Annotated in this window: 23 protein-coding genes and 1 pseudogene; 12 read left to right on the top strand and 12 right to left on the bottom strand. The window is 69.1% G+C overall.

Annotation, left to right across the window (positions count from 1 at the left end; genetic code table 11):
- Nucleotides 1-2 precede the first annotated feature (2 nt).
- From ACZ5PO_RS05725 to ACZ5PO_RS05690, 8 genes are all read right to left on the bottom strand, one after another.
- Nucleotides 3-476 carry a VOC family protein gene (locus ACZ5PO_RS05725; RefSeq protein ID WP_464196698.1) on the bottom strand — a complete coding sequence of 158 codons (474 nt, stop codon included), beginning with the start codon at nucleotides 474-476 and terminating at the stop codon, nucleotides 3-5.
- 213 nt (nucleotides 477-689) lie between these two features.
- Nucleotides 690-2,165 (bottom strand): MFS transporter, encoded by a 1,476-nt coding sequence (locus tag ACZ5PO_RS05720; RefSeq protein ID WP_464191166.1) that lies wholly within the window; start codon nucleotides 2,163-2,165, stop codon nucleotides 690-692.
- Nucleotides 2,166-2,380: 215 nt separating this feature from the next.
- Nucleotides 2,381-3,508, bottom strand: coding sequence for an Rv3169 family protein (locus ACZ5PO_RS05715; RefSeq protein WP_464191164.1), 1,128 nt, complete (start codon nucleotides 3,506-3,508; stop codon nucleotides 2,381-2,383).
- Nucleotides 3,509-3,573: 65 nt separating this feature from the next.
- Nucleotides 3,574-4,026, bottom strand: coding sequence for a hypothetical protein (locus ACZ5PO_RS05710; protein ID WP_464191162.1), 453 nt, complete (start codon nucleotides 4,024-4,026; stop codon nucleotides 3,574-3,576).
- On the bottom strand, nucleotides 4,023-5,060 hold the full coding sequence (locus ACZ5PO_RS05705; protein ID WP_464191159.1) for a phosphotransferase family protein: 1,038 nt from the start codon (nucleotides 5,058-5,060) through the stop codon (nucleotides 4,023-4,025). Before ACZ5PO_RS05705 ends, ACZ5PO_RS05710 begins: the two co-directional genes overlap by 4 nt.
- A gap of 92 nt (nucleotides 5,061-5,152) precedes the next feature.
- Nucleotides 5,153-5,455 (bottom strand): hypothetical protein, encoded by a 303-nt coding sequence (locus tag ACZ5PO_RS05700; protein WP_464191157.1) that lies wholly within the window; start codon nucleotides 5,453-5,455, stop codon nucleotides 5,153-5,155.
- Nucleotides 5,456-5,565: 110 nt separating this feature from the next.
- Nucleotides 5,566-6,207: a response regulator transcription factor gene (locus ACZ5PO_RS05695; protein ID WP_464191154.1), complete on the bottom strand. Its 642-nt coding sequence runs from the start codon at nucleotides 6,205-6,207 to the stop codon at nucleotides 5,566-5,568.
- A gap of 319 nt (nucleotides 6,208-6,526) precedes the next feature.
- A complete protein-coding gene (locus tag ACZ5PO_RS05690) occupies nucleotides 6,527-7,528 on the bottom strand; it encodes an AraC family transcriptional regulator (RefSeq protein WP_464191152.1) in 1,002 nt (333 codons plus the stop codon).
- 285 nt (nucleotides 7,529-7,813) lie between these two features.
- Here ACZ5PO_RS05690 and ACZ5PO_RS05685 point away from each other — a divergent pair, with 285 nt between their 5' ends.
- The gene (locus ACZ5PO_RS05685) at nucleotides 7,814-9,256 is read left to right on the top strand and encodes a DUF1254 domain-containing protein (protein ID WP_464191150.1); all 1,443 of its coding nucleotides are present in this window, start codon (nucleotides 7,814-7,816) and stop codon (nucleotides 9,254-9,256) included.
- Nucleotides 9,257-9,489: 233 nt separating this feature from the next.
- Here ACZ5PO_RS05685 and ACZ5PO_RS05680 read toward each other — a convergent pair whose 3' ends face one another.
- Both ACZ5PO_RS05680 and ACZ5PO_RS05675 read right to left on the bottom strand, forming a co-directional pair.
- Nucleotides 9,490-10,326 (bottom strand): penicillin acylase family protein, encoded by an 837-nt coding sequence (locus ACZ5PO_RS05680; RefSeq protein ID WP_464191148.1) that lies wholly within the window; start codon nucleotides 10,324-10,326, stop codon nucleotides 9,490-9,492.
- 125 nt (nucleotides 10,327-10,451) lie between these two features.
- Nucleotides 10,452-11,888 (bottom strand): annotated as a pseudogene (locus ACZ5PO_RS05675) (penicillin acylase family protein); the annotation flags it as partial.
- A gap of 273 nt (nucleotides 11,889-12,161) precedes the next feature.
- On the opposite strand from ACZ5PO_RS05675, the gene ACZ5PO_RS05670 reads away from it, so the two are divergent.
- The 9 genes from ACZ5PO_RS05670 (at nucleotide 12,162) to ACZ5PO_RS05630 (ending at nucleotide 20,081) form a co-directional block, all read left to right on the top strand.
- Complete coding sequence (locus tag ACZ5PO_RS05670; protein ID WP_464191146.1) at nucleotides 12,162-13,319, top strand: ABC transporter substrate-binding protein; 1,158 nt, start codon at nucleotides 12,162-12,164, stop codon at nucleotides 13,317-13,319.
- 28 nt (nucleotides 13,320-13,347) lie between these two features.
- A complete protein-coding gene (locus tag ACZ5PO_RS05665) occupies nucleotides 13,348-14,220 on the top strand; it encodes a branched-chain amino acid ABC transporter permease (protein ID WP_464191144.1) in 873 nt (290 codons plus the stop codon).
- Nucleotides 14,217-15,155, top strand: coding sequence for a branched-chain amino acid ABC transporter permease (locus tag ACZ5PO_RS05660; RefSeq protein ID WP_464191142.1), 939 nt, complete (start codon nucleotides 14,217-14,219; stop codon nucleotides 15,153-15,155). Before ACZ5PO_RS05665 ends, ACZ5PO_RS05660 begins: the two co-directional genes overlap by 4 nt.
- Nucleotides 15,152-15,940 carry an ABC transporter ATP-binding protein gene (locus ACZ5PO_RS05655; protein WP_464191140.1) on the top strand — a complete coding sequence of 263 codons (789 nt, stop codon included), beginning with the start codon at nucleotides 15,152-15,154 and terminating at the stop codon, nucleotides 15,938-15,940. Before ACZ5PO_RS05660 ends, ACZ5PO_RS05655 begins: the two co-directional genes overlap by 4 nt.
- Nucleotides 15,927-16,646, top strand: a complete 720-nt coding sequence (locus tag ACZ5PO_RS05650) for an ABC transporter ATP-binding protein (RefSeq protein ID WP_464191138.1) — start codon at nucleotides 15,927-15,929, stop codon at nucleotides 16,644-16,646. Before ACZ5PO_RS05655 ends, ACZ5PO_RS05650 begins: the two co-directional genes overlap by 14 nt.
- Entirely contained in the window at nucleotides 16,639-17,403 is a 765-nt protein-coding gene (locus ACZ5PO_RS05645; protein ID WP_464191136.1) for an SDR family NAD(P)-dependent oxidoreductase, read from the top strand. Before ACZ5PO_RS05650 ends, ACZ5PO_RS05645 begins: the two co-directional genes overlap by 8 nt.
- Nucleotides 17,396-18,157, top strand: coding sequence for an SDR family NAD(P)-dependent oxidoreductase (locus ACZ5PO_RS05640; RefSeq protein ID WP_464191134.1), 762 nt, complete (start codon nucleotides 17,396-17,398; stop codon nucleotides 18,155-18,157). The genes ACZ5PO_RS05645 and ACZ5PO_RS05640 overlap by 8 nt, the downstream gene beginning before the upstream one ends.
- Nucleotides 18,158-18,179: 22 nt before the next feature.
- Nucleotides 18,180-19,007: a polysaccharide deacetylase family protein gene (locus ACZ5PO_RS05635; protein WP_464191132.1), complete on the top strand. Its 828-nt coding sequence runs from the start codon at nucleotides 18,180-18,182 to the stop codon at nucleotides 19,005-19,007.
- 285 nt (nucleotides 19,008-19,292) lie between these two features.
- A complete protein-coding gene (locus ACZ5PO_RS05630) occupies nucleotides 19,293-20,081 on the top strand; it encodes an IclR family transcriptional regulator (RefSeq protein WP_464191130.1) in 789 nt (262 codons plus the stop codon).
- Nucleotides 20,082-20,198: 117 nt separating this feature from the next.
- Here the strand turns inward: ACZ5PO_RS05630 and ACZ5PO_RS05625 are convergent, their stop codons facing one another.
- The gene (locus ACZ5PO_RS05625) at nucleotides 20,199-22,445 is read right to left on the bottom strand and encodes a heavy metal translocating P-type ATPase (RefSeq protein ID WP_464191128.1); all 2,247 of its coding nucleotides are present in this window, start codon (nucleotides 22,443-22,445) and stop codon (nucleotides 20,199-20,201) included.
- Between the two features lie 69 nt (nucleotides 22,446-22,514).
- Here ACZ5PO_RS05625 and ACZ5PO_RS05620 point away from each other — a divergent pair, with 69 nt between their 5' ends.
- Both ACZ5PO_RS05620 and ACZ5PO_RS05615 read left to right on the top strand, forming a co-directional pair.
- Nucleotides 22,515-22,934: a MerR family transcriptional regulator gene (locus tag ACZ5PO_RS05620; RefSeq protein ID WP_464191126.1), complete on the top strand. Its 420-nt coding sequence runs from the start codon at nucleotides 22,515-22,517 to the stop codon at nucleotides 22,932-22,934.
- Nucleotides 22,935-23,096: 162 nt separating this feature from the next.
- Complete coding sequence (locus ACZ5PO_RS05615; RefSeq protein WP_464191124.1) at nucleotides 23,097-24,170, top strand: tartrate dehydrogenase; 1,074 nt, start codon at nucleotides 23,097-23,099, stop codon at nucleotides 24,168-24,170.
- 127 nt (nucleotides 24,171-24,297) lie between these two features.
- Here the strand turns inward: ACZ5PO_RS05615 and ACZ5PO_RS05610 are convergent, their stop codons facing one another.
- Nucleotides 24,298-24,756 carry a cupin domain-containing protein gene (locus ACZ5PO_RS05610; protein WP_464191122.1) on the bottom strand — a complete coding sequence of 153 codons (459 nt, stop codon included), beginning with the start codon at nucleotides 24,754-24,756 and terminating at the stop codon, nucleotides 24,298-24,300.
- Nucleotides 24,757-24,807: the final 51 nt, after the last annotated feature.

Raw genomic sequence — 24,807 nt, 5'->3', positions numbered from 1 at the left:
CGTCAGCCGCGCCGAGCCGCCTCGATGGCGGCGACGTCGATCTTCGTCATATCCATCATCGCGACAAACGCGCGTTTGGCTTCATCGCCGCCGGCAGCCAGCGCCTCGGTCAGCACCCGCGGCGTGATTTGCCAGGAGATGCCCCATCTGTCCTTGCACCAGCCGCACGCGCTTTCCTGGCCGCCGTTGCCGACGATGGCGTTCCAGTAGCGGTCGGTCTCCTGCTGATCGTCGGTGGCGATCTGGAACGAGAAGGCTTCGTTGTGCTTGAACGCGGGCCCGCCATTGAGGCCGAGACAGGGGATGCCGGCGACCGTGAATTCGACCGTCAGCACGTCGCCCGCCTTGCCGGAGGGGTAGTCGCTGGGAGCCCGATGGACGGCCCCCAGCGAGCTGTTCGGAAACGTCTCGGCGTAGAAGCGGGCCGCCGCCTCGGCGTCCTTGTCGTACCACAGGCAGATCGTGTTCTTGGCAATCGCCATCGCTTGTCCTTTCGCCCCTGAAGCCAGGTCCGGTCCGGTTTCCGCGCACGCGGAGACGGCTCACGGCCAGCTTCAACGGTGCGCAACGACTCAGGAATGCCGCCGCGCCACCTGACGTTCCGCCCGCAAGGCCTGAAAGGTTATAGCGGCATCGGGGCTGCCGCTTTCAAGCCCCGATGCGGGCCGTGACAAGGGGCGAGAGTCCGGTCAGTCCACCGCGACCGCGCGCTCTTCTCTTACGCCGAGCATGAGCGCGAAGCCGGCCAGGAGCAGCACCAGGATGCCGGTCATGCCGGCGCGCTGGCTGTGGAACAGGGTGGTCAGGCCGGCGACGACGAAGGGGCCGACGAAGGCGGTGGCCGTGCCCGAGAGCGCGTAGAGGCCGAAGAACTCGGTCATGCGGCCGAGCGGGGCGATGCGCGCCAGCATGGTGCGGCTGTTGGCGTAGGCCGCGGTGATGAAGACGGCGACGATGATGGTGAGGCCGAGATAGATCAGCTCGGGCCACGAGCGGAAGAACGGCAGGTCGTGCACCGGCGGCGAGGCCGGATCGTAGGGGATGAAGAAGAGGATCGTCGACGGCGTCATCGACATGGTGAGCAGCAGGCCGAGCGCCGTGCCGCCGATCGACACCAGAATGGCCCGCTTGGAGCCGAGGATGTTGTCGAGCCAGCCGCCGAACACCCCGCCGAAGGTGCCGAAGCAGGACAGGATGATGCCGAAGGCCAGCATGGTCAGCGGCCCCCAGCTGAACACGCCCGCCGCGTAGAGGCCGGAGAGCACCAGGGTCGCCGTCTTGCCGTCGGTGTAGATCATGCGCGCCAGCAGGTAGAGCGCCACGTTGCGGTAGCTGCGCAGGCTCATCAGCGTGCGCTTGAGGCCGCCGAGGCCGCGCACCACCGCATCCTTTGCCGGTAGGCCGGAGCGCACCCGGTCCGGCACGAACAGGAACAGCGGCGTGGCGAGCAGCACCAGCCAGATGGCGGCGATGGGGCCCGACAGCCGCTCCGGCTCGTGCGCCGCCTGGTCGATGCCGAGCCAGGGCACTGACGGAATGAAGCTCCAGGCGACCTGGCCGGGCAGCGTGAAGGCGATCAGGATGAACAGCAGCAGCAGGATGGCCGAGAAGTTGCCGAGCGCCAGCGCCAGGCCCGAGAGGCCGGCGAGCTGCTTGGGGCCAGCCACCGACGGCAGCATGGCGTTGTGGAAGGTCTCCGTGTACGAGACCATGACGCCGAGCACGATGACCAGGGCGCTGACGGCGGCGAGCGACAGCCCCTGGCCGCCGGGCGCGGCGAGCCACAGCAGGACGCCGGCGATCACCATGACGGCGGTGAAGACGCCGAGCCACGGCTTGCGCGCGCCGCCCTGGTCGGCGATGGCGCCGAGCAGCGGCGCGGTCACGGCGACGAAGAGACCGGCGAGGCCGTTGATGGTGCTCCACAGCGCCTGGCCCCGCACGGGATCGCCGACGAGCACGTTGGAGAAATACGGGCCGAACAGATAGATGGTGATGAGGATCACATAGGGGTCGCGCCCGCCCTCGAAGAGGGCCCAGGATAGCTGGCCGAGACGGGAGGCGGCTGCGCCGCCTTCGGTGGCCGCTTCCCCATCCTTCGGCGGCGCGAGCCACCAGGCGCGCATGCGCCCGTTGCCGGCATAGACCGAGGTGCCATCGCTCATCGGAACGTCTCCTCCAAGGCAGGGCGCAAGGGCTGCGCCGTCTTTGTTTTGGCCGTCCGGTCGCGCGGGCTGCCTCCGCGGCGCCGCGCGGCACATGTCGTTCGCGGGGGCAACTGGAGCGTGATCTCCAAAGGCAGATGCCAAGTATTGGCTAAGGTCATGCCCGTTAAATTGCCTCGGGCCCGGATGATGGTTCGAATAGAGCTCAGGCGGTTCTAGCCCTTGGCGCCGTCGAAGAAGGCGGTGAAGCCGGCCGGCGCGTAGGGGCCGATGCAGATCTGCTCCAGCACGCCGATGCCGGTGCGAACGCCGTCGCTGGCGCGCACCACCTGCTGCACGTGGATATTCTCCGGCGCCAGCATGTCGAGGGCGCCGGGGTCGAACGACTCGTGGCCCGTCTCCAGCTCGCCCTTCCACATGCCCTGGCCCCAGGTCGGATGGCCGTAGCCCAGTCCCTTCATCTGGAACTTCAGGAGCGGCTCGAGCGCGATGGTCCGCGTGCTGCCCTCGTGATCGACGAGGTCGATCTCGGCGGACTTGGCCAGCCGCGAGCCCGGCACGTAGGCGACGCGATGGCGCGCGTCGGCCATGCGCCGGTCGCGGCCGTCCTCCACGCCCGGCACCTCCGCCTCACTGGCGTACAGGGGCGCGACGATGCCTTCCCGCACCAGGGCTTCCCCGCGCGGGCCGTCGAAGAAGATGGCGTGCGAGATGTGGTCGTCCCACACCAGCGGCGCCCACAGGAAGAAGGCGCCGCCCGGCGTGGCGGGGGCGCCGCCCTGCTCGGCCTCGCCCACCCGCCGCACGCCCCAGGAGCGGTCCTTGGTGCCGAGGCAGACCTCATCGTCGACGGCGATGGTGCCGTCGGGATGGCGGACGCGGCCGCTCCAGCGGCCGAACTGGTCGAAGCGGGTGGCGTCCATGGCGCGACGGGCGCCCGCCCACAGGGTCTGCCGCGCCTCCTGGATCGCCGCGGTGCGGGCCGAGAAGGTCAGATCGCAGGCGATGCCGCTGGCATTGTCCTCCAGCACGACGCGGCTGCGGCGCATGGGCTCGATCACCTCCAGGCGGAAGGGGCCCACCTGCATCTCCGTGCGCTCGGTCGGCGCCCGCCGCGAGCCGTAGAAGCAGTGCTGGCGGCCGCCCGGCTGGACGATGCTGAAGGCGCAATCCAGGATGCCGCGATGCGGATAGATCGCCATGCCGATGCCGAAGTAATAGGAGCCGTCGCGCGCGTAGCCGTTGAACCAGGTCCGGTCATAGACGTTGCGGTCGCTCGTGGCCGGCACGGCGATCGGCTCGGGCGTCTGGTGGATGGGAAAATCGTCGAGCTTGTTGAGCATGGTCGGGTCTCCGGATCGGGCGCCGTGCGGTCTAGACGATGCTCAGCGGCGGCATGAGGCTGTATTCACGCGTCCATCTGGTAGGTTCGCCGCGCCACATAGCGGGCGAGATAGTCCCAGACCTTGCCGTTGAGCCCGGCGGCCCAGGGCACGCCGCGGGCCTCGAGGTCCTCGACTGCCGCATGCAGCTCGATCAGCACGCGCAAGGCCGCATCGGTGCGCGCGCTCTGCTCGTGTACGCGCAGGCTTTGCGCGTTCAGGCCACGGACCGACAGCATGCGGCTTTCCAGCGCCGGGTCGTGCAGATGCGGGAGCGCTTCGCGAAAGATCTCGCAGATGTCGTTATAGTCGGACGCCAGCACATCTGCCGCCCGGTCGTAGTCCTGCGCGACGATGCTGACGAGCGCCGCCATCAGCGACAGATCAGCCGCCATGTAGCTGTCGCCCGCGCGTGGCATGAGATCCACGGCCAGCCGGGTGGCCAGATGCCGGATGCCGTCGGCGCCGCGCGGGATCATGCCGTCACCTCGTAGAAGCGCCGCGGCGAGCTGGGGGAGAGGTAGTCGAGCAGGATCTGCTGCTGGCGATCGGTCATCAGCCACCCGGCGATCGCCAGGATCGGGTCCTTGCTGGCGCCGCTGTGAAAATCCTCGCTCGACGAGATCCAGATGCCGATGCCCTTGAGCGACGCGAAGATCTTCCACCAGCGGAAGGCCTCCACATCCAGCTCGAGGCCGCTCGCCTCTTCCCAATGCCGTATGGCCTCCTTATGCGGCACCAGCCGGCCGGCGAGCTCGGGCTGCTGCCAGTGCCAGAGCGGATCGAGCGACCAGGCGAGATCCTCCAGCGGGTCGCCGATGTGCGCCATTTCCCAGTCGAGAATGGCCTTGATGTCGCCGCCGGAGGTATAGAGGAAGTTTCCGGTGCGATAATCGCCGTGCACGAGGCTGAGCTTCTGTGCCGGCGGCGGCGGATGCTTCTGCAACCAGCGGACGGCGGCGTGGGCCACCGGATTGGGATGCAGCTCGTCGTCGACGATCACCTTGTGCCAATAGTCCAGCTGCTCCATGGCGCAGGTCGCGACGGTCGGCATGGGCATGAAGCGGTCGAGCCCCAGGGCGATGGGGTCGAGGCGGGCGATCTCGCCCAAGAGGCCCCAGAGCTGGCAGCCCATGCTCTCGCGATGGGCCGGCGGCAGGCCCTCGGGCGAGGCCTCGCAGCCCGTCACCTCGGCCGAGACGGAGAACGGCCGGCCGAGCCAGCGGCTGTCCTCCTCCAGCAGCAGCGGCTCCGCGACCGGCAGTCCCGCCCGGTACACCGCGTCCATCGTCAAGTATTCGGTGCGCCGGTCCGTGTCGATCAGGCTGGAGACGGGATCGATTCGCACGATCAGGCCGCGAGAGCTCTCTCCGGTCCGCGCGCTGCATTTCCATGTCTCGCGGGAGGCGCCGCCCGGTATGCGGGCGAGATCGGTGACATCCGTCGGGGCATTCCACGTGTGGCGAAGGTAATCGCTCAAACCAAGGCGCAACGTCTGCTCGCGCGTGCTCACAAGGTCCACTCCACGACTGTGGCGCAGGGCGCTTCGGCAAGCGCGCCGCCGTCCGGCCCGGGTGCCGGTGTCATCGCTATGGGGCTGTCGGGCTAGCCTTGCCGCCCCTCCAGCAGGCCCGCCAGAGGCGACGGCCGGAGCACGTCCGGGGCGGAAGGGCTCATCCGCGAGCGCGAGGCGACCGCGACGCGGATCGGCACGCGCGCCGGGCCGTTGCCGAAAGGCGGCTCCGGCCCGATCGGCGGGCCGTCGAGGGCGGTGGATTTGAGCCGAAGCAGCAGCCGCCCGAATGGGATGCGCATCTTCGTCTTGGCCAGATGCCAGCCGAGGCGGGCGCGTGCGCCGTGGCCGAGGTGCTTGCCGGGCCAGCGGTCGGCGGGGTGGTGCTGCGGCATGCTCGCTCCTCCCTTTGCGTCCCCGGTGCGTGCCGGAGGCGTCATCCGACCGATACAATCGGCCTAAGGCACCGCTCAATCCCTACAAAGAAGGGGATGGGCGGCAGCGGTCATTCGAGGCCGATCTCGCCGCGGCGGAAGGCGATCGACACCAGCTGGGGGAGGTTGCGGGCTTCGAACCGCCGCATGGCATTGCCCAGGTATTCGCGCACGGTGAACGGCGACAGCGAGAGGGAGCGCGCCACCTCTTTGATCGTGCAGCCACCGGCGACGAGGCGCACGCAGTCGCGCTCGCGCGCCCGGAGCCCCGGCCGCCCCTGCGGCTCGCCGCGCGCCGCCTGCATCCGCTCGAGGGCGTCGATGAAGGCGTAGGCGACCGCCTGGAGCCCGAAGTGAGCGTCGCCGACCAGGGGGGACGAGGCGGTGCCCCAGGTCTCGCTGCTCCAGCCCACATAGGCCGTGCCGCCGTCCGGCAGGTGAACGGGCACGCCGATGCACGAGCAAATGCCGAAGTCGCACTGCTGCGCCCGTATGGCCTTGTCCTGGGGCGACAGGTCGGCTTCGTCGCCGTCCATCAGCCAGCTCCGGAACGGCAGGCGTTCGCGCAGGCCGCGCCGCACGTCCAGGTGAATGCGGCCGATCTGGTTGGCGTGCCACCAGTCGATCAGCGCTTTCGATTCGCCCAGGGCCGCACAGATTCGGTCCAGCCGGCGCTCCAGCAGCACATTGTCGACCAGGACGGGGTTCGGCATCCCGACCACCTGTCCCGCGCTCAAGACGGCGTCCGTGGCAGCGTCGAGGGCGTTTGCCGAGCGAATGTCGCTTGCTAGCTTCGCTAGCTGTCCGACGACGTCCCTGCCGTTTTCGGACATCATGCAGAGCCTCCCTGAGCGCCGCGCGCCGGACGACGTGCCGCCGGCAGGAGGCCCTGAACGCACGCTTTCGGCGCGTTCTTTCAGAGCCGGGCAACGCCCGGACTCTTGATTGATTTCAATATCCTGTTGCGCGCGCCGCGGACTGTCAATCGGACGCGCAACCTGCGCTCGCGCGCGCCGCCCGGCCACCGACGCGTCAAAGACGGCGAAACTCCCGTGGTCCGTGGCCGGTGGCCTTTCGGAAAGCGCGTGCGAAATTGGCGGGAGAGGAATATCCCATCTCCGCCGAAACGCGGGTGATCGAGCCATTCGTGTGCCGGAGCAGCTCAGTGGCGCGCTGAATCCTGACCGCGCTCGCCAAGCCGCGAAAATCGGTGCCAGCTCGATTCAGCTCGCGTTGCAGCGTTCGGACGCTGGTGTCCATCGATTGCGCGGCACTCTCGATGGAGACGCTGCCGGTGAGAACTTGGGCGCGGACCTGCTCCACGACGACGTCGAGCAGATCCCGCGGAGCGCCGCCCCGGCGGTCTCGCGCCACATCCTCGATGGTGGTCATCGCCCATGACGCGCGCCGCGGAGCAGCCCGCAGATGATGGCGTTCCATGACAATGGTCACGGCTGGTGCGTTGAAGAGCACCGGGCACTGGAAGACGTCTTCGAACAGCCCGGTCTGGCGTGGCTTGTCGATATCGAGCTCAATCCGCAGCGGCCGCCAGCCACCGGGCAAATAGGCCCTGAGGACGCTCAGCAGGACGCCGGCCGCGGCTCCGGCGATCATGTCGTAGCCGGCGCGGCCGGCTAAGGCGAAGCCGTAGCTATATCGCGCTTCGTTGCCGACGATTGCGACCGACATCCTGTCATCGGTGCTATGATAAGAAAGCGCCGCAATGGCGCGTTCGATGGATTGCCCGAGGGTGTCGGCGCCGAGCACGTAGCGCCCGAAGCTGCCATAGTTGGCAACGTTCATCGCTGGGGCCATCAGGATCCCGAGGTTGGGCTCGCCCGCCGCTCTGGCCGCGGCATTCACGAAGCCGACCACCGCCGCGTGCGGGATGAAGCAATTCCGGTCCTCGGTCAGCTCGGGATCGAAGCCCGCGGCGCGGTTGGCGTGCAGAAGCGCCTTTTCCCCGATTTGATGACGCACGAAAGCCGGCACGCCGTGCAGTATGTGGTTGGAGATGACCGGAATCTCAGCCATGCGCGGGACGCTCCGGAGGTACCGCCATGGTGGCGTAAAATGAGTGGTCTCGAAGGCCGATTGCTGCTTTGTGGCGCAATATAAGTGTGTCGGACAAACGGGGGAACTCGTTTGAAGCCGTCGGCATGGCTTTGACTATAGCCGAGGAGGTTGTCGGCCGTGAGCGTGACGACGCTGCCGATGGCCGGACCGGCGTCTCGGACGCGCAGCGGGCGTGGTCAGGCGAGGCTTCTGCTGCCTATGCGCGCTCAACGATAAATTGCGAATCGGAAGGAAGTTGTCCAGATGCTTACAAAACGCGATCTGCTCCGCTCTGCCGCGATAGCTGCACTCGCCGCCACGACGGCGAAGTCTACCCCGGCTCTTGCGCAGAACAAAGCCGAATGGCCCTGGCTGTTGGAGGCCAAGGACATCGCCGAAGAAGGCTTCATCTTCGGCCTGCCGCTGGTGATGAATTACGCGGTCATGCAAGAATTCGCCGTTGATAAGAACTCGGGGCAGTTCAAGGCGCCGTTCAACGAAATCAACAACATGCACCATGTCGCCACCCCGGCGGATACGGCGGTCATCACGCCGAACAGCGACACCCCTTACTCGGTCATCTGGCTGGATCTGCGCGCTGAACCGATGGTTATCTCGGTGCCGATAATCGAAAAGGACCGCTACTACGCGGTCCAGCTCATCGACGGCAACACCTACAATTTCGGCTACATCGGCACGCGCGCCACACGGGCCGAGCCGGGCGACTATCTGGTGGTCGGCCCCGACTGGAAAAGTGAAACGCCCACCGGAATCAAGCAGGTCTTCCAATCGACGACGCCGTTCACGCTCGCGCTTATCCGCACCCAGCTCTTCAACCCCGACGACATGCCGAACGTCGAGAAAATCCAGGCCGGCTACAAGGCGCAGCCGCTTTCTGCCTTTCTTAAGCGCCCAGCCCCGCCTGCCGCGCCCAAGATCGAGTTCCTTCCGGCCACCACGGCCGGGATCAAGGACAACTTCTTCCAGTATCTCGACGCAGCCCTGCGATTCGTCCCCGAGACGCCAAGGGACAAGGCAATTCGCGCGAAACTTGCCAAGATTGGCATCGGTCCCGGCAAGACCTTCGATTTCAAGGATCTGTCGCTCGAACATAAAGCCGAAATCCTGGTCGGCATGAAGCAGGGTGACGACAAGGTCGACAGATGGCTGGCCGGCGGAAACAAGGCCATCAACGGCTGGAACGTCGGCTCGTTCTTCGGCAACGAGGCCTTCTTCAACGGTGATTGGTTGATGCGGGCCGGGGCTGCCAAGGGCGGTCTCTATGGCAACGATGCCGTGGAAGCCATGTACCCCTACACCCGAAAGGACGCGGCCGGTGAGCTGCTCGACAGCAGCAAGCACAAGTACACCATCACCTTCGCACCCGGCCAGTTGCCGCCAGTGAATGCGTTCTGGTCTGTTACGATGTACGACGGCAAGAGCCAGCTCCTGGTCAAGAATCCGATCAATCGCTACCTCATCAACTCTCCGATGTTGCCGGCGATGAAGAAGGAGGCGGACGGCTCGCTGACGCTATACATTCAAAAGGACAGCCCCGGTGCGGACAAGGAAGCAAATTGGCTCCCGGCGCCGGATGACACCATCTATCTCGTGATGCGTCTCTATTGGCCGAAGCCTACGCCACCTTCGGTCCTGCCGCCGGGCGAAGGGACTTGGCAGCCACCCGGTGTGAAACAGGTGTCATAGCTGGCGCAGGTTTCGTACGCGGGCGGCTCGCCCTGCCGCGCGTCTGCTTCGGACGGCACCGCGATGAAGCAATGCCGTCGGGTCGCCGCGCGTTGCTTCGGCGCGACAACGAGGCCATGGCTTCGCGCCGATCGGTCGGTGGCCCAGGCGTGGCTCCCCGGACATCGCGGGTGCCGCCGCGCGTTTCGATCTCAACCTCATCCGCACCGGCGGATCCGCGCCGCCGCCGGCCCTCACCCGCCGGCGGCGGCCTCGAGCTTGCCGCTCGCCGGCACCAGCCTGATCCGCTGCGCCGTCGCCGCCTCCACCGCCTGCTGCGAATAGACGAACGGCACGTATTCGCCCTTGGCCCACAGCACCGAGAGGTCGCGGTAGTGCGGCGAGCGGCTGTCGCCGGACTGGCCGGGCGTGTTGACGCAGAGGCTGGCGTCCCAGTTGCCCACGTCGAGCACGAAGCGCACGGAGGCGCCGGTGGTCACGCGAAAATCCTGGGGCCGGTAGGCGGCGAGCATGACGGTGGAGCCGCCGCCGCCCTTGGGCAGGGGGCCGACGTCGAGCGCCTTCGCGGCCTTGGCGCCGGCGACGCCGCTCAGCGCGTGCTCGAAATAGCCGTGGTGCAGCGCGCCCCATTGCCAGTGGCCGGGGTCAGGCCCCAGGCGGTCGCGCGCGTCCCGCACGGCCGCCGCCAGCGTCTCCGCCAGCAGCCGATCGCGCGCCGCGGGCGGATCGTCGCCGAAGTGATGGTCCGGCTGCTCCAGGGCCTGGAGCATGCCCTCGACGTCGCCGGGCGCCAGCAGGGCGCGCAACGCGGGGTCGGGCACGAACAGGGCGAACAGCGCCGGCTTCAGGTGCCTGGTGAACCACAGCTCCGAGAGCGCCGCCGCAGCCGAGTCCGCGTGCAGCGCGTTGTCCCAGGCGAGCAGCATGGCACGGCCCGCGGCAAGATCCGCGTCGGCGCCCGGCGTGATCGCTCCCAGCAGCGCCTGCAGCCGGCGGGCCGGCATCGAGACGGTGTCGGTCTGCAGCGCGGCGGAGGCCGCCACCGAGTGCGTGGCGTCGGCGGCCAGCACCTCGCGGATGCGCGCGGCGCGGCTGTTCTCCAGCCACTCGTAGCCGATGCGCGCCCGCTCCTCGTTCCAGCCCGGGGGATGTTGAACTCGTTGGCGCTGGCGACGAAGCCGTCCGGCGGATTGACCAGGCTCGGCATGTCGTCGAGGTCGACGAAGCCGTCCCACTCGAAGCGGCCGTCGCCGGGCACGGGCAGCAGCCCGTCCCAGGCGCGGCGGATCGGCGTCATGCCGAAGGGCAGCCAGGCGATGGTGCCGCTGGTATCGGCGTAGACGTGGTTGAGCGAGGGCGTGGCGAAGCGCCGGATGGCGTCGCGGAACTCCTCGAGGTTTTTGGCGCGCATGGACGACAGGCCGGCCAGATAGGCGCCGGCGCCGGGCTCGAACCAGGCCGAGCGGACGGCGTAGGCGACGCGCCGCTCCGGATCGGCGTAGAGCACGGGCCCGTGGCGGGTGAAGCGCAGCGGGCGCACCTGGTCGGCTTCGCCCTTCACCTGGAAGCGCTCGTGGCTCACCTCCATGGCGACCCACTCGTCGCCGTAGCGATAGCGGTCCGGGTTCCCGGGCTCCGTCTCGTAGACGTAAATGTCCTCCTGGTCCGAGCCGAAGATGGTCTGGGTGAAGGCGATGGTGCCGTTGTGGCCCATGGAGATGCCCGGCATCGACGGCTCGCCGGCGCCGATCACGTCAAAGTCCGGCGCGGTGAGGTGGACCAGGTAGCGCAGCGACGGCACGCCGTGGGTGCGGTGCGGGTCGCCGGCGATGACCGGGCGACCGCTGCCGGTGCGCGCCGGCGCCACGGCCCAGTTGTTCGAGCCGGTCCACTCGGCATCGGCGACAACCTCGCTCAGGTCGTTCACCTTGGTCCATCGCCCCTCCTCGGCGAGGGGCGCCTGCAAGCGCTCGTCGGAAAAGCTGACGCCTGCGGTCGCGAGCTTGAACAGGTCGAGCACCTCGAGCGGGATCGAGGCGAGGTCGAGGCCGCCCGGATTGGCCGGGACGACCCGCGGCTCGAGGTTCTTGCGCAGCAGGTCGGTGGCGTCGTCGGTGCGGGAGGCGAGGCAGGCGCGCATGATCTCGGACAGCGCGTTGCGCGTCAGCGCGTGGCTGCGGATGCGGACCACGTCCTGGGGCTCCCAGCGCGCCGGGCGCGTTCCCGTCAGCCCGAACTCGACGGGCAGGCGCGCCGGCTCGCGCTCGGTCAGCGCCACGTAGGCGTTCACGCCGTTGGCGAAGGCGGTGCAGATGGCCCGCGCATCCGGCGCGTAGCTCGTCCACTCCGCGTCCATGTCGCCGCGGAACAGGAAGGCGCGGGAGGCGCAGTCCTGGGCCAGATAGCCGGGCCCGAAATCGGCCGCGAGCAGGCCGAGGCCGCGCTTGCGCCAGAGGTCGATCTGCCAGAGCCGGTCGCGGGCCGCGTTGAACCCCTGCGCAAAAAACGCGTCCGCCGCGCTCGCCGCCTTGATATGACAGATGCCCCAGCGGTCGATGCGGATCTCGGCCGGCGCCGACAATCCCTCGAGCGGGATCGCTTCCGTGACGGATGCGGCGGTGTCGTTGGCCATGGCAGTCCTCCAGCGGATGAAGCGGCGCCCGCCCAGTGGCGGCGAGGCCCAAACGTATTGATACGCAATACGAATAGATCGATATCCGATATTATGATCCGAGTGGGCCCCGCGCTGCAAGTCGGCCGACTGCCACTCGAAAAGGCATGGATGTTATCGTCTTTGGGCAAGATTGGAGAAAATTCTGTTTGACAGGCTTCGACGCGGCGGCGCACCATCTCGATATAGGCGTATCGGATATCGATACGACATGCCGCAGCCCAGGAGCCAGCCTTGATCCGCATCTCTCGCCGCAGATTCATGGTTGCAGCGCTCGGGGTGGCGACGCTGGCACCGCTCGCCGCCACGGCCCAGGAGACGGGGCCGCTCCGCATCGGCTGCATGCTCAGCCTGTCGGGCCCGGCCTCCATCGAGGGGCATCAGATCCTCAAGGGCGTCGAGTTCGCCGTGAAGGAGGCCAACGACAAGGGCGGCGTCTTCGGGCGCAAGCTGGAGCTCGTCGTCGAGGACGACGAAGGCAATTCGACCAAGGGCGTCACGGCGGTCCGCAAGCTCATCGAGCGCGACAAGGTGCCGTTCATCATCGGCACCTATCCGACCGCGGTCGTCCTCGCCGCCTCCAAGGTGGCGCGCGAGTACAAGGTGCCGATGCTGTCCGGCGGCTCGACCGGCGCCGCCGCCACCGACGCCAACCCGGTGGGCGACCCGTGGTTCTTCCGTGCCTGGCCCGACAGCAACGGCCAGGGCGCGGACACGGCGAAAGCCATCGTCGGCCAGTTCAAGGCCAAGACCGTGGCGATCCTGCACGACGCCACCAACTACGGCGTGACCTTGGCCGACAAGGTCACCAGCGTGGTCGACGCGGCCGGCAGCAAGATCGTCGCGCGCGAGAGCTTCAACGCCGGCGAGCAGGATTTTTCGTCCATGCTCACCAAGATCCGCACGCTCAAGCCCGATGTCGTCTACATCGCCGGCTGGATCGGGGACGGCGCCACCATCGTCCGCCAGGCGGCGGAGGTGGGCCTCAAGGCGCAGTTCGTCGGCTCCGGCTCGATGCTGAGCGACGATTTCATCAAGCTCGCCGGCCCCGCCTCCGAGGGCTTCGCCGTGGCCTCGCTCTATGAGCCGTCCACGCCCAACGAGGCCGGCCGCGCCTTCGCCGCGCGCTTCAAGCAGGCCTACGGCTCCGAGCCCGGCACGCTCAACGCGCTGGGCTTCGATTCCACCAGCATCGCCATCGAGGCCCTGCGCCGGGTCGGCAAGCCCGACAGCCTCGCCGTGCAGCAGATGCTGAAATCCGGTCTGAAGGACTTCCCCATCGTCCAGGGACCGAAGGGGGCCACGGCCGCCTTCGACGAGCACGGCAGCGTGAACTTCCCGATGTTCATCGCCATCATCAAGGACGGCAAGCGCATCCTGTCGGGCTCCTGAGCCAGGCGCCGACAGAGGAGCCTGTCCCTTGGATCTCTTCCTGCAGTACCTGGCCAACGGCGTGGTCATCGGCAGCACCTACGTCCTGGTGGCCGTCGGTCTCACCCTGATCTTCGGCATCCTGGGCGTCGTCAACTTCGCCCACGGCGAGTTCTACATGCTGGGGGCCTACGCCGGCATCTTCGCCGTCACCCTGCTCGGCCTGCCGCTACTGGCGGCGGTCGGCGTCGTCGTGGTCTTCTCCTGCGGCCTCGGCCTCGGTGCCGAGGCCATCCTCAACAAGCCGCTCAAGCACCGCGACGCGACCAGCTCGATCATCGCCTCGTTCGGCCTGGCGGTGGCGCTGCAGAACGCCGCGCTGCTCGCGCTCGGCCCGCAGCCGCTGCTGCTGCGCACCTCCCTCGCCACCATCCCGGTCGAGATCGGCCCGGTGTTCATGCCGATGCAGCGCGCGCTGATCCCGATCGCCATGATCGTGCTGATCACGACGCTCTACGTCGTGCTCCGCTACACCTGGACCGGCCGCAGCCTGCGCGCCATGGCGCAGCACGCGACCGTCGCGCGCCTGTGCGGCGTGCGCGTCGAGCGCGTCGCCGTGGTGACCTTCATGGTGGGCGCGTCGCTGGCCGGGGTCGCCGGCTTCCTCATGTCGTCGGTGTTTATGGTGCACCCGCTGATCGGCAACATGATCGTGCTCAAGGCCTTCACCGTCGTCATCCTCGGCGGCATGGGCAATATCGCCGGCGCCGCCGCGGCAGGCCTGCTGCTCGGCATCACGGAATCGATGACCTCGGCCTACCTGACCAACGGGCTGCGCGACATCGTCGGCTTCATCGTCGTCATCGCGGTGCTGCTGTTCCGCCCGCAGGGCCTGTTCGGCGCGGCGGTCGAGCGCTCATGAAGCCCCTGTTCGCCGCCCTCGCCGTCGTGGCGCTGCTGGCCCTGTCGCCGCTCGTGCTCGGCGGCTACGAGGTCAACGTGCTGATGGTGGCGCTGTTCTATGTGATCGTCGCCACCGGCCTCAACCTCGTCGCCGGCTATTGCGGCCAGTTCTCCTTCGCCCAGGGCGCCTTCTACGGCATCGGCGCCTATACGACCGCCATCATGGCGCGGGATCTCGGCACCGGCTTCTGGGTCAACCTGCCCGCCGGCATGGTGGTCGCCGGCGCCTTCGGGCTGGCGCTCGGCGTTCCGGCCCTGCGCGTCAAGGGCCACTTCCTGGCGATCGTCACCATCGCCTTCCAGACCATCGTCTACCTCACGCTGACGCAATGGTCGTCCTTCACCGGCGGCCAAGTGGGGCTCCCCGTGCCGGCGGTCGGGCCGGTCGGCGCCTTCGGCACGACGCTGTTCGAGATCTCGAGCCTCCGTTCCTATTTCTGGCTGACGCTGGCGCTCGCGGTCGGGCTCGTCTTCGTCGCCTGGCGGCTCACCCGCTCGCGCCTGGGGCGGGAGTGGATCGGCATCCGCGACGACGAGACCCTGGCCAGCGCTGTGGGTCTCGACACCACGCGCGGCAAGCTCGCCGCCTTCGCCATTGCCGCGGCGATGGCGGGGGCGGCCGGGGTCGTCACCGCCCATGCCATGCAGGGCGTGACGCCCGACGATTTCACCATCTGGATCTCCGCCACGGTGGTCGCGATGATGATCGTCGGCGGCAAGGGCACGTTCGTCGGCCCGATCCTCGGCGCCGTGCTGCTCACCCTGCTCCCGGAGCTCCTGGGACGCTTCGCCGAATACAAGCTGCTCATCTTCGGCGTGCTGCTGGTGGTCACCATCACGCTGATGCCGGAGGGCATCATGGGGCGGCTCTACCCGGCGGAGCGCCGGTCGTGAGCGCGCCGGTGCTCGAGGTGGTCGGCGTCACCAGGCGCTTCGGCGGCGTCGTGGCGGTCAGCGGCGCCAGCCTCACCGTGGGGCCTGGCGAGATCGTCGGGCTGATCGGTCCCAACGGCTCCGGCAAGTCCACGCTGGTCAACCTGATCACCGGCGAGCTGGCTGCCAACGAAGGCCGCTTCGTCTTCGACGGGCAGGACATCTCCCGCCTGCCGCCGCACGCGCGGGCGCGCCTGGGTATGGCCCGCAGCTTCCAGATGCTGCGGCTGTTCGGGTCGCTCAGCGTCGAGGACAACCTGCTGCTGGCCCGCCACATCCGCATGAAGAGCAGCCTCGCCGACAGCCTCTTCGGGGCCAAGGCGGCGCGGGCCGAGGAGGCCCGGGTGCGCGCCCGGGCGCGCGAGCTGCTCGCCTGGTTCGACCTGGAGGCGTTCGCGACGAAGCCGGTGTCGGCATTGTCCATCGGGCAGCAGCGCATGGTGGAGCTGGCGCGCGGCATCATCTCCGAGCCCAAGCTGTTCGTGCTGGACGAGCCGGCGGCGGGCCTGTCGCCGCCCAACGTGGACCGGCTGATCGAGCTGATCCGGCGCATGCGCGATTCCTTCGGCATGAGCATCCTGCTGGTCGAGCATGACATGCGCGTGGTGCGCGACCTGTGCGACCGCGTCGTGGTGCTCGATTCCGGCGTCATGATCGCCGAGGGCGAGCCGGAGCGCGTCATCAAGGATCCCGCCGTCGTCGAGGCCTACATCGGCTCGGGCTGGAGGCGCCGTGCTCGCGCTTGACAACATCGTCGCCGGCTACGGCCGCACCCGCATTCTGCACGGCGTCAGCCTCGCCGTGCCCAAGGGCGGCCTCGTCGCCCTGCTCGGCGGCAACGGCACCGGCAAGTCGACGACGCTCAAGGCCATCGCCGGTCTGGTGAAGACGGACGAGGGGCAGATCCTGCTCGACGGCCGGCGCATCAACGACGTGGCGGCGGAGGAGCGCGCCACCATCGGCCTGTCGCTGGTGCCGCAGGGCAAGGAGGTCTTCGGCGCCATGAGCGTCGAGGAGAACCTGCTGATGGGCGCCTACCACCGGCGCCGCCACCGGGCCGAGGTGGCGGCCGACCTGGAGAGCATCTACCAGCGCTTCAAGCGCCTGCGCGAGCGGCGCAAGGTGGCGGCCGGCATGCTCTCCGGCGGCGAGCGGCAGATGCTGTCGATCGGCCGGGCGCTGATGGCGCGGCCCTCGGTGCTGCTGCTCGACGAGCCGTCGGCGGCGCTGGCGCCGCGCGTGGTGGAGGAGGTGGCCGACGCGATCCTGGCGCTGCGCGACCTCGGGCTGACGCTGCTCCTGGTCGAGCAGAACGTCGGCATGGCGCTCGACATCGCGGACTACGTCTACGTCATCCGCGGCGGCCGCATCGCCTACCAGCGCGAGGTCGGCGACGGCCTGGCGCTGGACGAGCTGCGTGAATTCTACCTCGGGGGGCAGGCCCATGACTGACCGTTTCGCCGGCCGCATCGTCGCCGTCACCGGCGCTGCCGGCGCCCTCGGCCGGGCGACGGCGCTCATGCTGGCGCGCGAGGGCGCGCGGCTGCTGCTGTTCGACCGCGACGGCGCCGGCCTGCACGACACCGCCGCCGCCTGCCCCGGCTCGGTGATCTGCATCGGCGACGCCGCCCGCGCCGCCGACGTGGAGGCGGCGGCCCAGATGGCCCGGGATGCGTTCGGCCCGGTGGAGATGCTGGTCGCGGCGGCCGGCATCCTCGGCCCGGCGCGGCCGGCCATCGACGTGGACGAAGAAACCTTCGACCGCGTCTTCGCCGTGAACGTGAAGGGGCCGTGGCTCGCCGCCAAGGCCTTCATCCCGCAGATGCGCGAGGTCGGCCGCGGCTCCGTCGTGCTGTTCTCGTCGACCGCCGGCATCGTCGGCTCGCCCATGCTGTCGGTCTATTCCGCGTCCAAGGGCGCGGTGACGCTGCTGACCCGCAGCCTCGCCCTCAACCACGCGCGCGACAACATCCGCGTCAACTGCGTCTGCCCGGGCACCATCGACTCGCCCATGGCCTACGACGGCATCGACCAGGCGGGCGACGGCGCAGCGCGCCAGCGGCGGCTGGCCGAGATGACCGCCAAGCATCCCCTGAACCGCTTCGGCACGCCGGACGAGGTGGCGGCCGCGGTGCTCTACCTGCTGAGCGACGCGGCCGCCTTCTCCACCGGCGTCGCCCTGCCCGTCGACGGAGGCCGCCTTGCCTGATCCCACCCGCTTCTCCGGCAAGGCCGCCATCGTCACCGGCGCCGCTCGCGGTATCGGCGGCGCCACGGCCCGGCGGCTCGCGGCCGACGGCGCCCGCGTGCTGCTGGTCGACGTGCTGCCCGAGGTCATGGACACCGCCGCCGCCGTCGGCGGCACCGGCCTCGTCGTCGATATCACCGACCGCGCGGCGGGAGCCGCCATCGTCGAGGCGGCGCTCGCCGCCTTCGGGCGGATCGACATCCTCGTCAACAACGCGGGCGTCGGCGGCTCCAAGGCGCTGGTTGAGTCCGACGACGCGCTGATCGACCGCATCATCGACACCGACCTCAACGCCATGCTGCGCATCACCCGCGCCGTCATCCCGCAGCTGACCAGGCCCGGCGGCCGCATCGTGAACGTCTCCTCGATTTTTGGGCTGATCGGCTATCCCGGCACCACCGCCTATGCGGTGGCCAAGGCCGGCGTCGCCCATTTCACCCGGCAGCTGGCCGGCGAGCTGGCGCCGGAGGGCATCCTCGTCAACGCCATCGCGCCGGGCGTGGTGGAGACGCCGATGACCGCCCAGCGGCTGCGCGACCCGCACTACATCAAGCTCCAGGTCGACCCGACACCGCTCGGCCGGGTCTGCCAGCCGGAGGAGCAGGCCGCCGTCATCGCCTTCCTCGCCTCGGACGACGCCTCGTTCGTGGCGGGCGCTGTCATACCGGTCGACGGCGGCTATACCGCCGCCCGCCATACGCCTCGCGATCAATGAGCGTAGAAAGGGAGAACCGTCCATGCACGACATGAGCGTCAAATGGCCGAACGGCGCGCGCTGCGCCGTGATGCTGACCTTCGACTTCGACGCGGAGACGCTGTGGACCTCGCGCGATCCGGACAATGTCAGGCGGCCGGGCGTGCTGAGCCAGGGCAGGTACGGCGCCAAGGTCGGCGTGCCCAAGATCCTCGACACGCTGGAAGAAGCCGGCGTCAAGGGCACGTTCTTCGTGCCCGGCTGGACCGCGGAGAACCATACCAGCCGGCTGGAGATGATCCTCAAGGCCGGCCACGAGGTCGCCCACCACAGCTACTCCCACCGCTGGGTCAGCGACGACCCGGCGGCCGAGGTGGAGGAGATCGAGAAGGGGCTGGAGGCGCTGAAGCGCACCGTCGGCGTGGTGCCGAAGGGCTACCGCTCACCCGCCGGCGAGGTCAGTGCCGGCCTGTTCAAGCTGCTGCAGAAGCACAATTTTCTCTACAACTCGTCGCTGATGGACGACATCAATCCGTACCGCCACGTGTTCGAGGACGGCTCCAAGGGGCCGATCGAGCTGCCCTGGCACTGGAGCCTGGATGATGCGCCCTTCGCGCTGTTCTCGGTCAAGAACCCCCGGCCGATCTTCACCAATCAGCACATGCTCACCGTCTTTCAGGACGAGTTCCGCGAGATCTACCGCTGGGGCGGGCTCTACAACATCATCTTCCACCCGCAGGTGAGCGGCCGGCCGAGCCGTATCGCGCTGATCCGGGAGCTGATCGCCTTCATCCGCACCTTCCCGGGCGTCTGGTTCGCCACCGGCGCCGAGGTCGCGGACGCCTGGTCCGCCGCCTACGAGCAGGGGTGAGGGCAGCAAAGGTCAGCGGCCGAGCCGCCGCGTACCTTCTCCCCGCTTGCGGGGAGAGGGCAGGGTGAGGGGGCTAGCCGCATGGCGTGACCGGCCTTCAGCCTATTTCTGCACGCCCCCTCACCCGGCTTGCGCTACGCGCAATCCGACCTCTCCCGCAGGCGGGGCGAGGTGCGCGGCTGCCGCGCCGGCGCCCTTACTGTGAAGAAGGGGTCGCCCGATGCCATGCATGCGCGCCGACAGTGTATGGAAGCGCTCCCTCGATCTGTGACCCTGGATCATGTGATGCATAACAACGGGCGGTTTCAGGCCGTCGACGAGCGCTTGTTCCTCCAGTCCGTCTCGCGCGCGCTCGACGTGCTGGAGGCATTCGCCGCCGATCCCCGGCCCAAGTCGCTGGGCGAGATCGCGGCGGCGGCCGGCATCACCAAGAGCGCCGCCCAGCGCATCGGGCAGACCCTGCTCGGCCGCGGCTACCTGGAGCAGGCGGAGGGCGGCGGCCTCACACTCGGGCGTTTGCTGCTCGACCGCTCCTTCGACTACCTGCGCTCCAACCCGCTGATCGAGCGGGCCACCCCGGTGCTGACCGACCTGCGCAAGATCACCGGCGAGCGCGTCGACCTCAGCCTGTTCGACGCCCGGCACGACAACCTGGCGATCGTCTATGCCATCCGCCAGCAGAGCAAGCGCGAGACGTTCTATGCGACGCTGGCCGGACGGCGCATCCCCACGTTCGCCTCCACCGGCGGGCGCTGCTGCCTGGCGCATCTGGCGGACGAGGCCGTGGACGACATCCTGGCCCGCTCGGACCGGCGCGCCATCACGCCGATGACCATCACCGCCATCGACGGCATCTGGGCCAAGGTGCACGAGGCGCGCCAGGACGGCTACGCCTTCGCGGCGCAGGAGGCCTTGATCGGCGAGATCGTGCTCGCCGCCGCCATCCGCAGCGGGGCGGGCGAGCCCATCGGCGCCCTGCACATCGCCGGCTCCCTCAGCGACTGGTCGATCGACGCCTTCCGCAAGCGCTTCGCCCCGCTCGCCATCGAGGCGGCGCGGGCGCTGGGCGGGTAGCGCTTTGCAATTGGATGAACACCATCCAATTGCAGAGACATTCTCCAACATTTGAATCTGGAGCGCTTCGCGATTCCGGCCGGGATCGCCGATCCCGCGAGCCCTGCTTCGGATTGTCTACCCGAGCCTCACCCGCAGCAGGCGCAGGGCGTTCATGGTGACGAGCACGGTGGCGCCGGTGTCGGCCAGGATGGCCGGCCACAGCCCCGTCACGCCCAGCACCGTCGTGACCAGGAACACGGCCTTGAGGCCGAGCGCGATCGTGATGTTCTGGTGGATGTTGGCCATGGTGCGGCGTGAGAGGCGCACCATCCGGGCGATGTCCGTGACGCGGCCGTGCAGCACGGCGGCGTCCCCGGTCTCGAGCGCCACGTCGGTGCCGCCGCCCATGGCGATGCCGACGTCGGCGGCGGCGAGCGCCGGCGCGTCGTTGATGCCGTCGCCGATCTTGGCGACGATGCGTCCCTCGCCCTGCAAGCTCCGGACAATGGCCTGCTTGTCCTGCGGCAACAGCTCGGCGCGCGCCTCGATGCCGAGCCCCCGGGCGATCGCCTCCGCCGTGCGGCGGTTGTCGCCGGTCAGCATCACGGCCGACACGCCCTCGGCCCGCAGGGCGGCGAGGCCGTCGGCGGCGTCCGCCCGCGGCTCGTCGCGCACGGCGACGAGGCCGGCAACGCCCTGCCCGGCGACGAGCACGGAGACGGTCTTGCCCTCGTCGTTGAGCCTGGCGATGCGGACCTGCTGCTCGGGGGTGAGCGTCACCTGCTCGGCCGCCGCCTGCGGCGAGCCGAGGAACAGGGCCGTTCCGTCGACCGTGCCGGTTACGCCCTTGCCGGGCACGGCCCTGGCCTCGGCGGCGGCGCGCACGGCCACGCCCATCGCCTCGGCGCGTCCCAGGACGGCGAGCGCCAGCGGGTGGCTCGACCCGCGCTCCAGCGCGGCCGCCATGGCGAGCACCTCGGCCTCGCCGCGGCCAAAGCCGATCACGTCGGTGACCTGGGGCTTGCCCGCGGTCAGCGTGCCGGTCTTGTCGAAGGCGGCCACGGTGATCTTCCCGACGGTTTCGAGCACTGCGCCCCCCTTGATGAGGAGGCCGCGGCGCGCGCCGGCCGACAGCGCCGCGGCGATGGCCGCCGGCGTCGAGATGACGAGCGCGCAGGGGCAGCCGATCAGCAGAATCGCCAGCCCCTTGTAGATCCACTCGTTCCAGCCGTCGCCCGTGAGCAACGGCGGCAGCACGGCGACGAGCGCGCCGAGGACGATCACCCCCGGCGTGTAATAGCGGGAAAAGCGGTCGATGAAGCGCTCGGTCGGCGCCTTGCTCTCCTGGGCCTCCTCCACAAGCCGCACGATGCGGGCGATGGTATTGTCAGCCGCCGCCGCGGTGACGCGGATCTTCAGCACGGCATCGCCGTTGATCGTGCCGGCGAACACGCTCGCGCCGGGGCCCTTGAGCTTCGGGATGCTCTCGCCGGTGACCGGGGCCTCGTCGATGGCGCTCTCGCCCTCCACAACCTCGCCGTCGGCGGCGATGCGGTCTCCCGGGCGCACGAGGATGAGCGCGCCCACGGCGAGGCTCTCCGCCGGCACCTCCTCGATGCGGTCGCCATGGTCGAGCAGCGCCGTCTTCGGCACGAGGGCGGCGAGCCCCTTGATGCTCGCCCGCGCCCGTCCTGCGGCAACGCCCTCCAGCAGCTCGCCGACCAGGAACAGCAGCACGACCGCCGCCGCCTCCTCGGTGGCGCCGATGATGACGGCGCCCACGGCGGCGATCGTCATCAAGGTCTCGATCGAGAACGGCGAGCCCAGCCGGGCGCCGGCGATGGCGCGGCGCGCAATGGGAACCAGGCCCGCCAGCATGGCGGCGAGGAACGCCCAGCCCGCGATCTCCGGCACAGCGCGGCCGGCGACATAGGCCAGCAGCAGGGCGACGCCGCAGGTGATGGTCAGCCGCCCCTTGCGGCTGCGCCACCAGGGGCCGTCCTCGCTCGTGTGGTCGTGCAGGTGCCCGCTCAGGCCGGCTTCGCCGGCTTCTCCCTTGTCCTGCGCATGCGCGTGGTCGCCGCCGCCGTGATCGTGGTGCTCGTGGCCGTGATCGAGGTGCCCATCCGCATGCTGGTGGGCGGGCGCATGGCTGTGGCCTGCCGCAGGCGCGACGCCGTAGCCGAGCGGCGCCAGCTGCGCCTCGATGCGCGACAGCAGCTCGGGGCTCGGCCGGTGGTGAACGGTCATCGTGCCCGCTGTCGCCGAGACCGAGACGTCCTGGATCCCCGGCAGGCGGCGCACGGCCGCGTCGACCTTGGCGGCGCAAGCGCCGCAATCCATTCCCGTCACGCGGTAGCGCGTCCGCACAGCGTCTTCCATGAGCCGACCTTTCTTCTCGCCGGCTCTCCTCCTACATCCTCTAGCGACTAGAGGTTCAAGGGGGTCCCCATGGAATTTTCGATCGGTGAGCTCTCGCGCCGCACCCAGGTCAAGGTGCCGACCATCCGCTACTACGAGCAGGTCGGCCTGTTGCCGGCGCCGAGCCGCACGGAAGGCAAGCAGCGCCGCTACGGCGCGCCGGAGGCGATGCGGCTCAACTTCATCCGGCACGCGCGCGAGCTCGGTTTCGAGATCGAGGCTATCCGCGAGCTTCTGGAGCTGAGCGGCAGACCCGATCGTCCCTGCACGGAAGCCGATGCCATCGCCCGCCGGCATATGGAAGCCGTCGAGCGGCGGATTGCGCAGCTCACGGCGCTGCGCGCCGAGCTCGCGCGGATGATCGACGAATGCGGCCACGGCGAGATGTGCGAGTGCCGCGTCATCCAGGTGCTTGCCGACCACGGCCAGTGCACGCGCGACCATCATTGAGGCCCGGCCGGGCCGCGATCAAAGCCGTGCGATAGAGCGCCTCGTCTGCCATCGGCATCGCGGGCCGAACCGGCTACAAACGTCTGGGCCGCGAACGGCCTCGGAGCTGCCGGCCCGCCGCGCCGGCCTATCCGGCCACCCCCTCAAGCAGGAGACACCGACATGGCCGACAGACGCTATCGCATCGCCGTCATCCCGGGCGACGGCATCGGCAAGGAGGTCATGCCGGAGGGCATCCGCGTGCTCGAGAAGGCGGCCTCGCTCTACGGCTTCACCGTCGAGCAGAGCTGGCACGAATTCGCCAGCTGCGACTGGTACGCCCGCCACGGCCAGATGATGCCCGACGACTGGAAGGAGCGGATCGGCCGCTCGGACGCCATCTTCTTCGGCGCGGTCGGCTGGCCCGACACGGTGCCCGACCACGTCTCGCTCTGGGGCTCGCTGCTGCTGTTCCGGCGCGAGTTCGACCAGTACGTCAACCTGCGGCCGGTGCGGCTGATGCCGGGCGTCGCCTCGCCGCTCGCCGGCCGCGGGCCGGGCGACATCGACTTCTGGATCGTCCGCGAGAACACGGAGGGCGAATACACCTCGATCGGCGGCCGCATGTACGCGGGCACGCCGCGCGAGATCGTCATCCAGGAAACCGTCATGTCGCGCCACGGCGTCGACCGCGTCCTGAAGTATGCCTTCGAGCTGGCGCAGCGGCGACCGCGCAAGCACCTGACCTCGGCCACCAAGTCGAACGGCGTGGCGATCACCATGCCCTATTGGGATGAGCGCGTCGACGCCATGAAGGCGGCGTACCCCGAGGTGCGCACCGACAAGTACCATATCGACATCCTGACGGCGCAGTTCGTGCTCCACCCCGACCGCTTCGACGTGGTGGTCGCCTCCAACCTGTTCGGCGACATCCTGTCGGATCTCGGGCCCGCCTGCACCGGGACGATCGGCATCGCGCCGTCGGGCAACATCAATCCGGACCGCACCCATCCGTCGCTGTTCGAGCCGGTGCACGGCTCGGCGCCGGATATCGCCGGCCGGGGCATCGCCAATCCGGTCGGCCAGATCTGGTCCGCTGCGATGATGCTCGACCACCTGGGCGAGACGGGCGCGGCCGCCGCGATCGTGCGGGCGGTCGAGCGTGTGCTGGCCGATCCGGCCGGCCGCACCGCCGATATCGGCGGCCACGCCGACACCGTCGCCTGCGGCAAGGCGATCGCCGCCGCGCTGGAGTGAGCAGGGCGGGCCTCTGCCCCGCCCGACGGACTCGTTTGATCGGGCAGAATAGCGCTGCGCCGTTGAATTCGAGCGCCATCGGAGCCGCGTCTTGCGACGGCCGCGACGTGCGTCCGCCGCCTCCGGGCTACGGTGGGTAGGGGGTACCCTCCTTGTGCAGGAACCGGCCGTCGGTGCTCGGGCTCATCATGTCGATGTCCGAGCAGGTGATGACATCCGTGGGCGAGCGCGAGCCGACCTCGATATAGACCGCCGGGGCAGCGGACCGGTTGATCATGTGGTGACCGTTGCCGGAGCTCTTCGGAAAGGCTGCGCAATCGCCGGCACGAAGCAGCGTCTCGCCGTCATCCTCGATCAGCGTCAGTTCGCCTTCGAGCACATAGACGAACTCGTCTTCGGCCGAATGCCAGTGGCGCTGGCTCGACCAGCCCCCCGGCGGCAGCCGCATGAGATTGATGCCGAAATCGGCGAGGCCGCCGGCGTTGCCCAGCCGCTGCCGCACGCGCTCCGCGCAGGGAGCATCGAACGGCGCCGGATATCCTGAGCCGAGCCGCTTCGGCACCGCGTCGATGTCGATCTTGGGCATGGGACCCTCCTGTCAGGCGCTAGAGCATTTCGCCATTGGATGAGGTCATCC

It is taken from the genome of Chelatococcus sp. KU-N122, from assembly GCF_055391085.1.
The sequence above is the reverse complement of the archived record's forward strand: the minus strand, read 5'-3'. Positions and strand labels throughout refer to the sequence as shown.

Bases quoted from the DNA above. Each gene is read 5' to 3' on its own strand.
- ACZ5PO_RS05620 (WP_464191126.1), top strand. From the start codon at position 22,515: ATGGAATTTTCGATCGGTGAGCTCTCGCGCCGCACCCAGGTCAAGGTG.
- ACZ5PO_RS05685 (WP_464191150.1), top strand. From the start codon at position 7,814: ATGCTTACAAAACGCGATCTGCTCCGCTCTGCCGCGATAGCTGCACTC.
- ACZ5PO_RS05660 (WP_464191142.1), top strand. From the start codon at position 14,217: ATGAAGCCCCTGTTCGCCGCCCTCGCCGTCGTGGCGCTGCTGGCCCTG.
- ACZ5PO_RS05700 (WP_464191157.1), bottom strand. From the start codon at position 5,455: ATGCCGCAGCACCACCCCGCCGACCGCTGGCCCGGCAAGCACCTCGGC.
- ACZ5PO_RS05610 (WP_464191122.1), bottom strand. From the start codon at position 24,756: ATGCCCAAGATCGACATCGACGCGGTGCCGAAGCGGCTCGGCTCAGGA.
- ACZ5PO_RS05695 (WP_464191154.1), bottom strand. From the start codon at position 6,207: ATGCCGAACCCCGTCCTGGTCGACAATGTGCTGCTGGAGCGCCGGCTG.
- ACZ5PO_RS05715 (WP_464191164.1), bottom strand. From the start codon at position 3,508: ATGCTCAACAAGCTCGACGATTTTCCCATCCACCAGACGCCCGAGCCG.
- ACZ5PO_RS05615 (WP_464191124.1), top strand. From the start codon at position 23,097: ATGGCCGACAGACGCTATCGCATCGCCGTCATCCCGGGCGACGGCATC.
- ACZ5PO_RS05625 (WP_464191128.1), bottom strand. From the start codon at position 22,445: ATGGAAGACGCTGTGCGGACGCGCTACCGCGTGACGGGAATGGATTGC.
- ACZ5PO_RS05690 (WP_464191152.1), bottom strand. From the start codon at position 7,528: ATGGCTGAGATTCCGGTCATCTCCAACCACATACTGCACGGCGTGCCG.
- ACZ5PO_RS05720 (WP_464191166.1), bottom strand. From the start codon at position 2,165: ATGAGCGATGGCACCTCGGTCTATGCCGGCAACGGGCGCATGCGCGCC.
- ACZ5PO_RS05710 (WP_464191162.1), bottom strand. From the start codon at position 4,026: ATGATCCCGCGCGGCGCCGACGGCATCCGGCATCTGGCCACCCGGCTG.
- ACZ5PO_RS05630 (WP_464191130.1), top strand. From the start codon at position 19,293: ATGCATAACAACGGGCGGTTTCAGGCCGTCGACGAGCGCTTGTTCCTC.
- ACZ5PO_RS05645 (WP_464191136.1), top strand. From the start codon at position 16,639: ATGACTGACCGTTTCGCCGGCCGCATCGTCGCCGTCACCGGCGCTGCC.
- ACZ5PO_RS05635 (WP_464191132.1), top strand. From the start codon at position 18,180: ATGCACGACATGAGCGTCAAATGGCCGAACGGCGCGCGCTGCGCCGTG.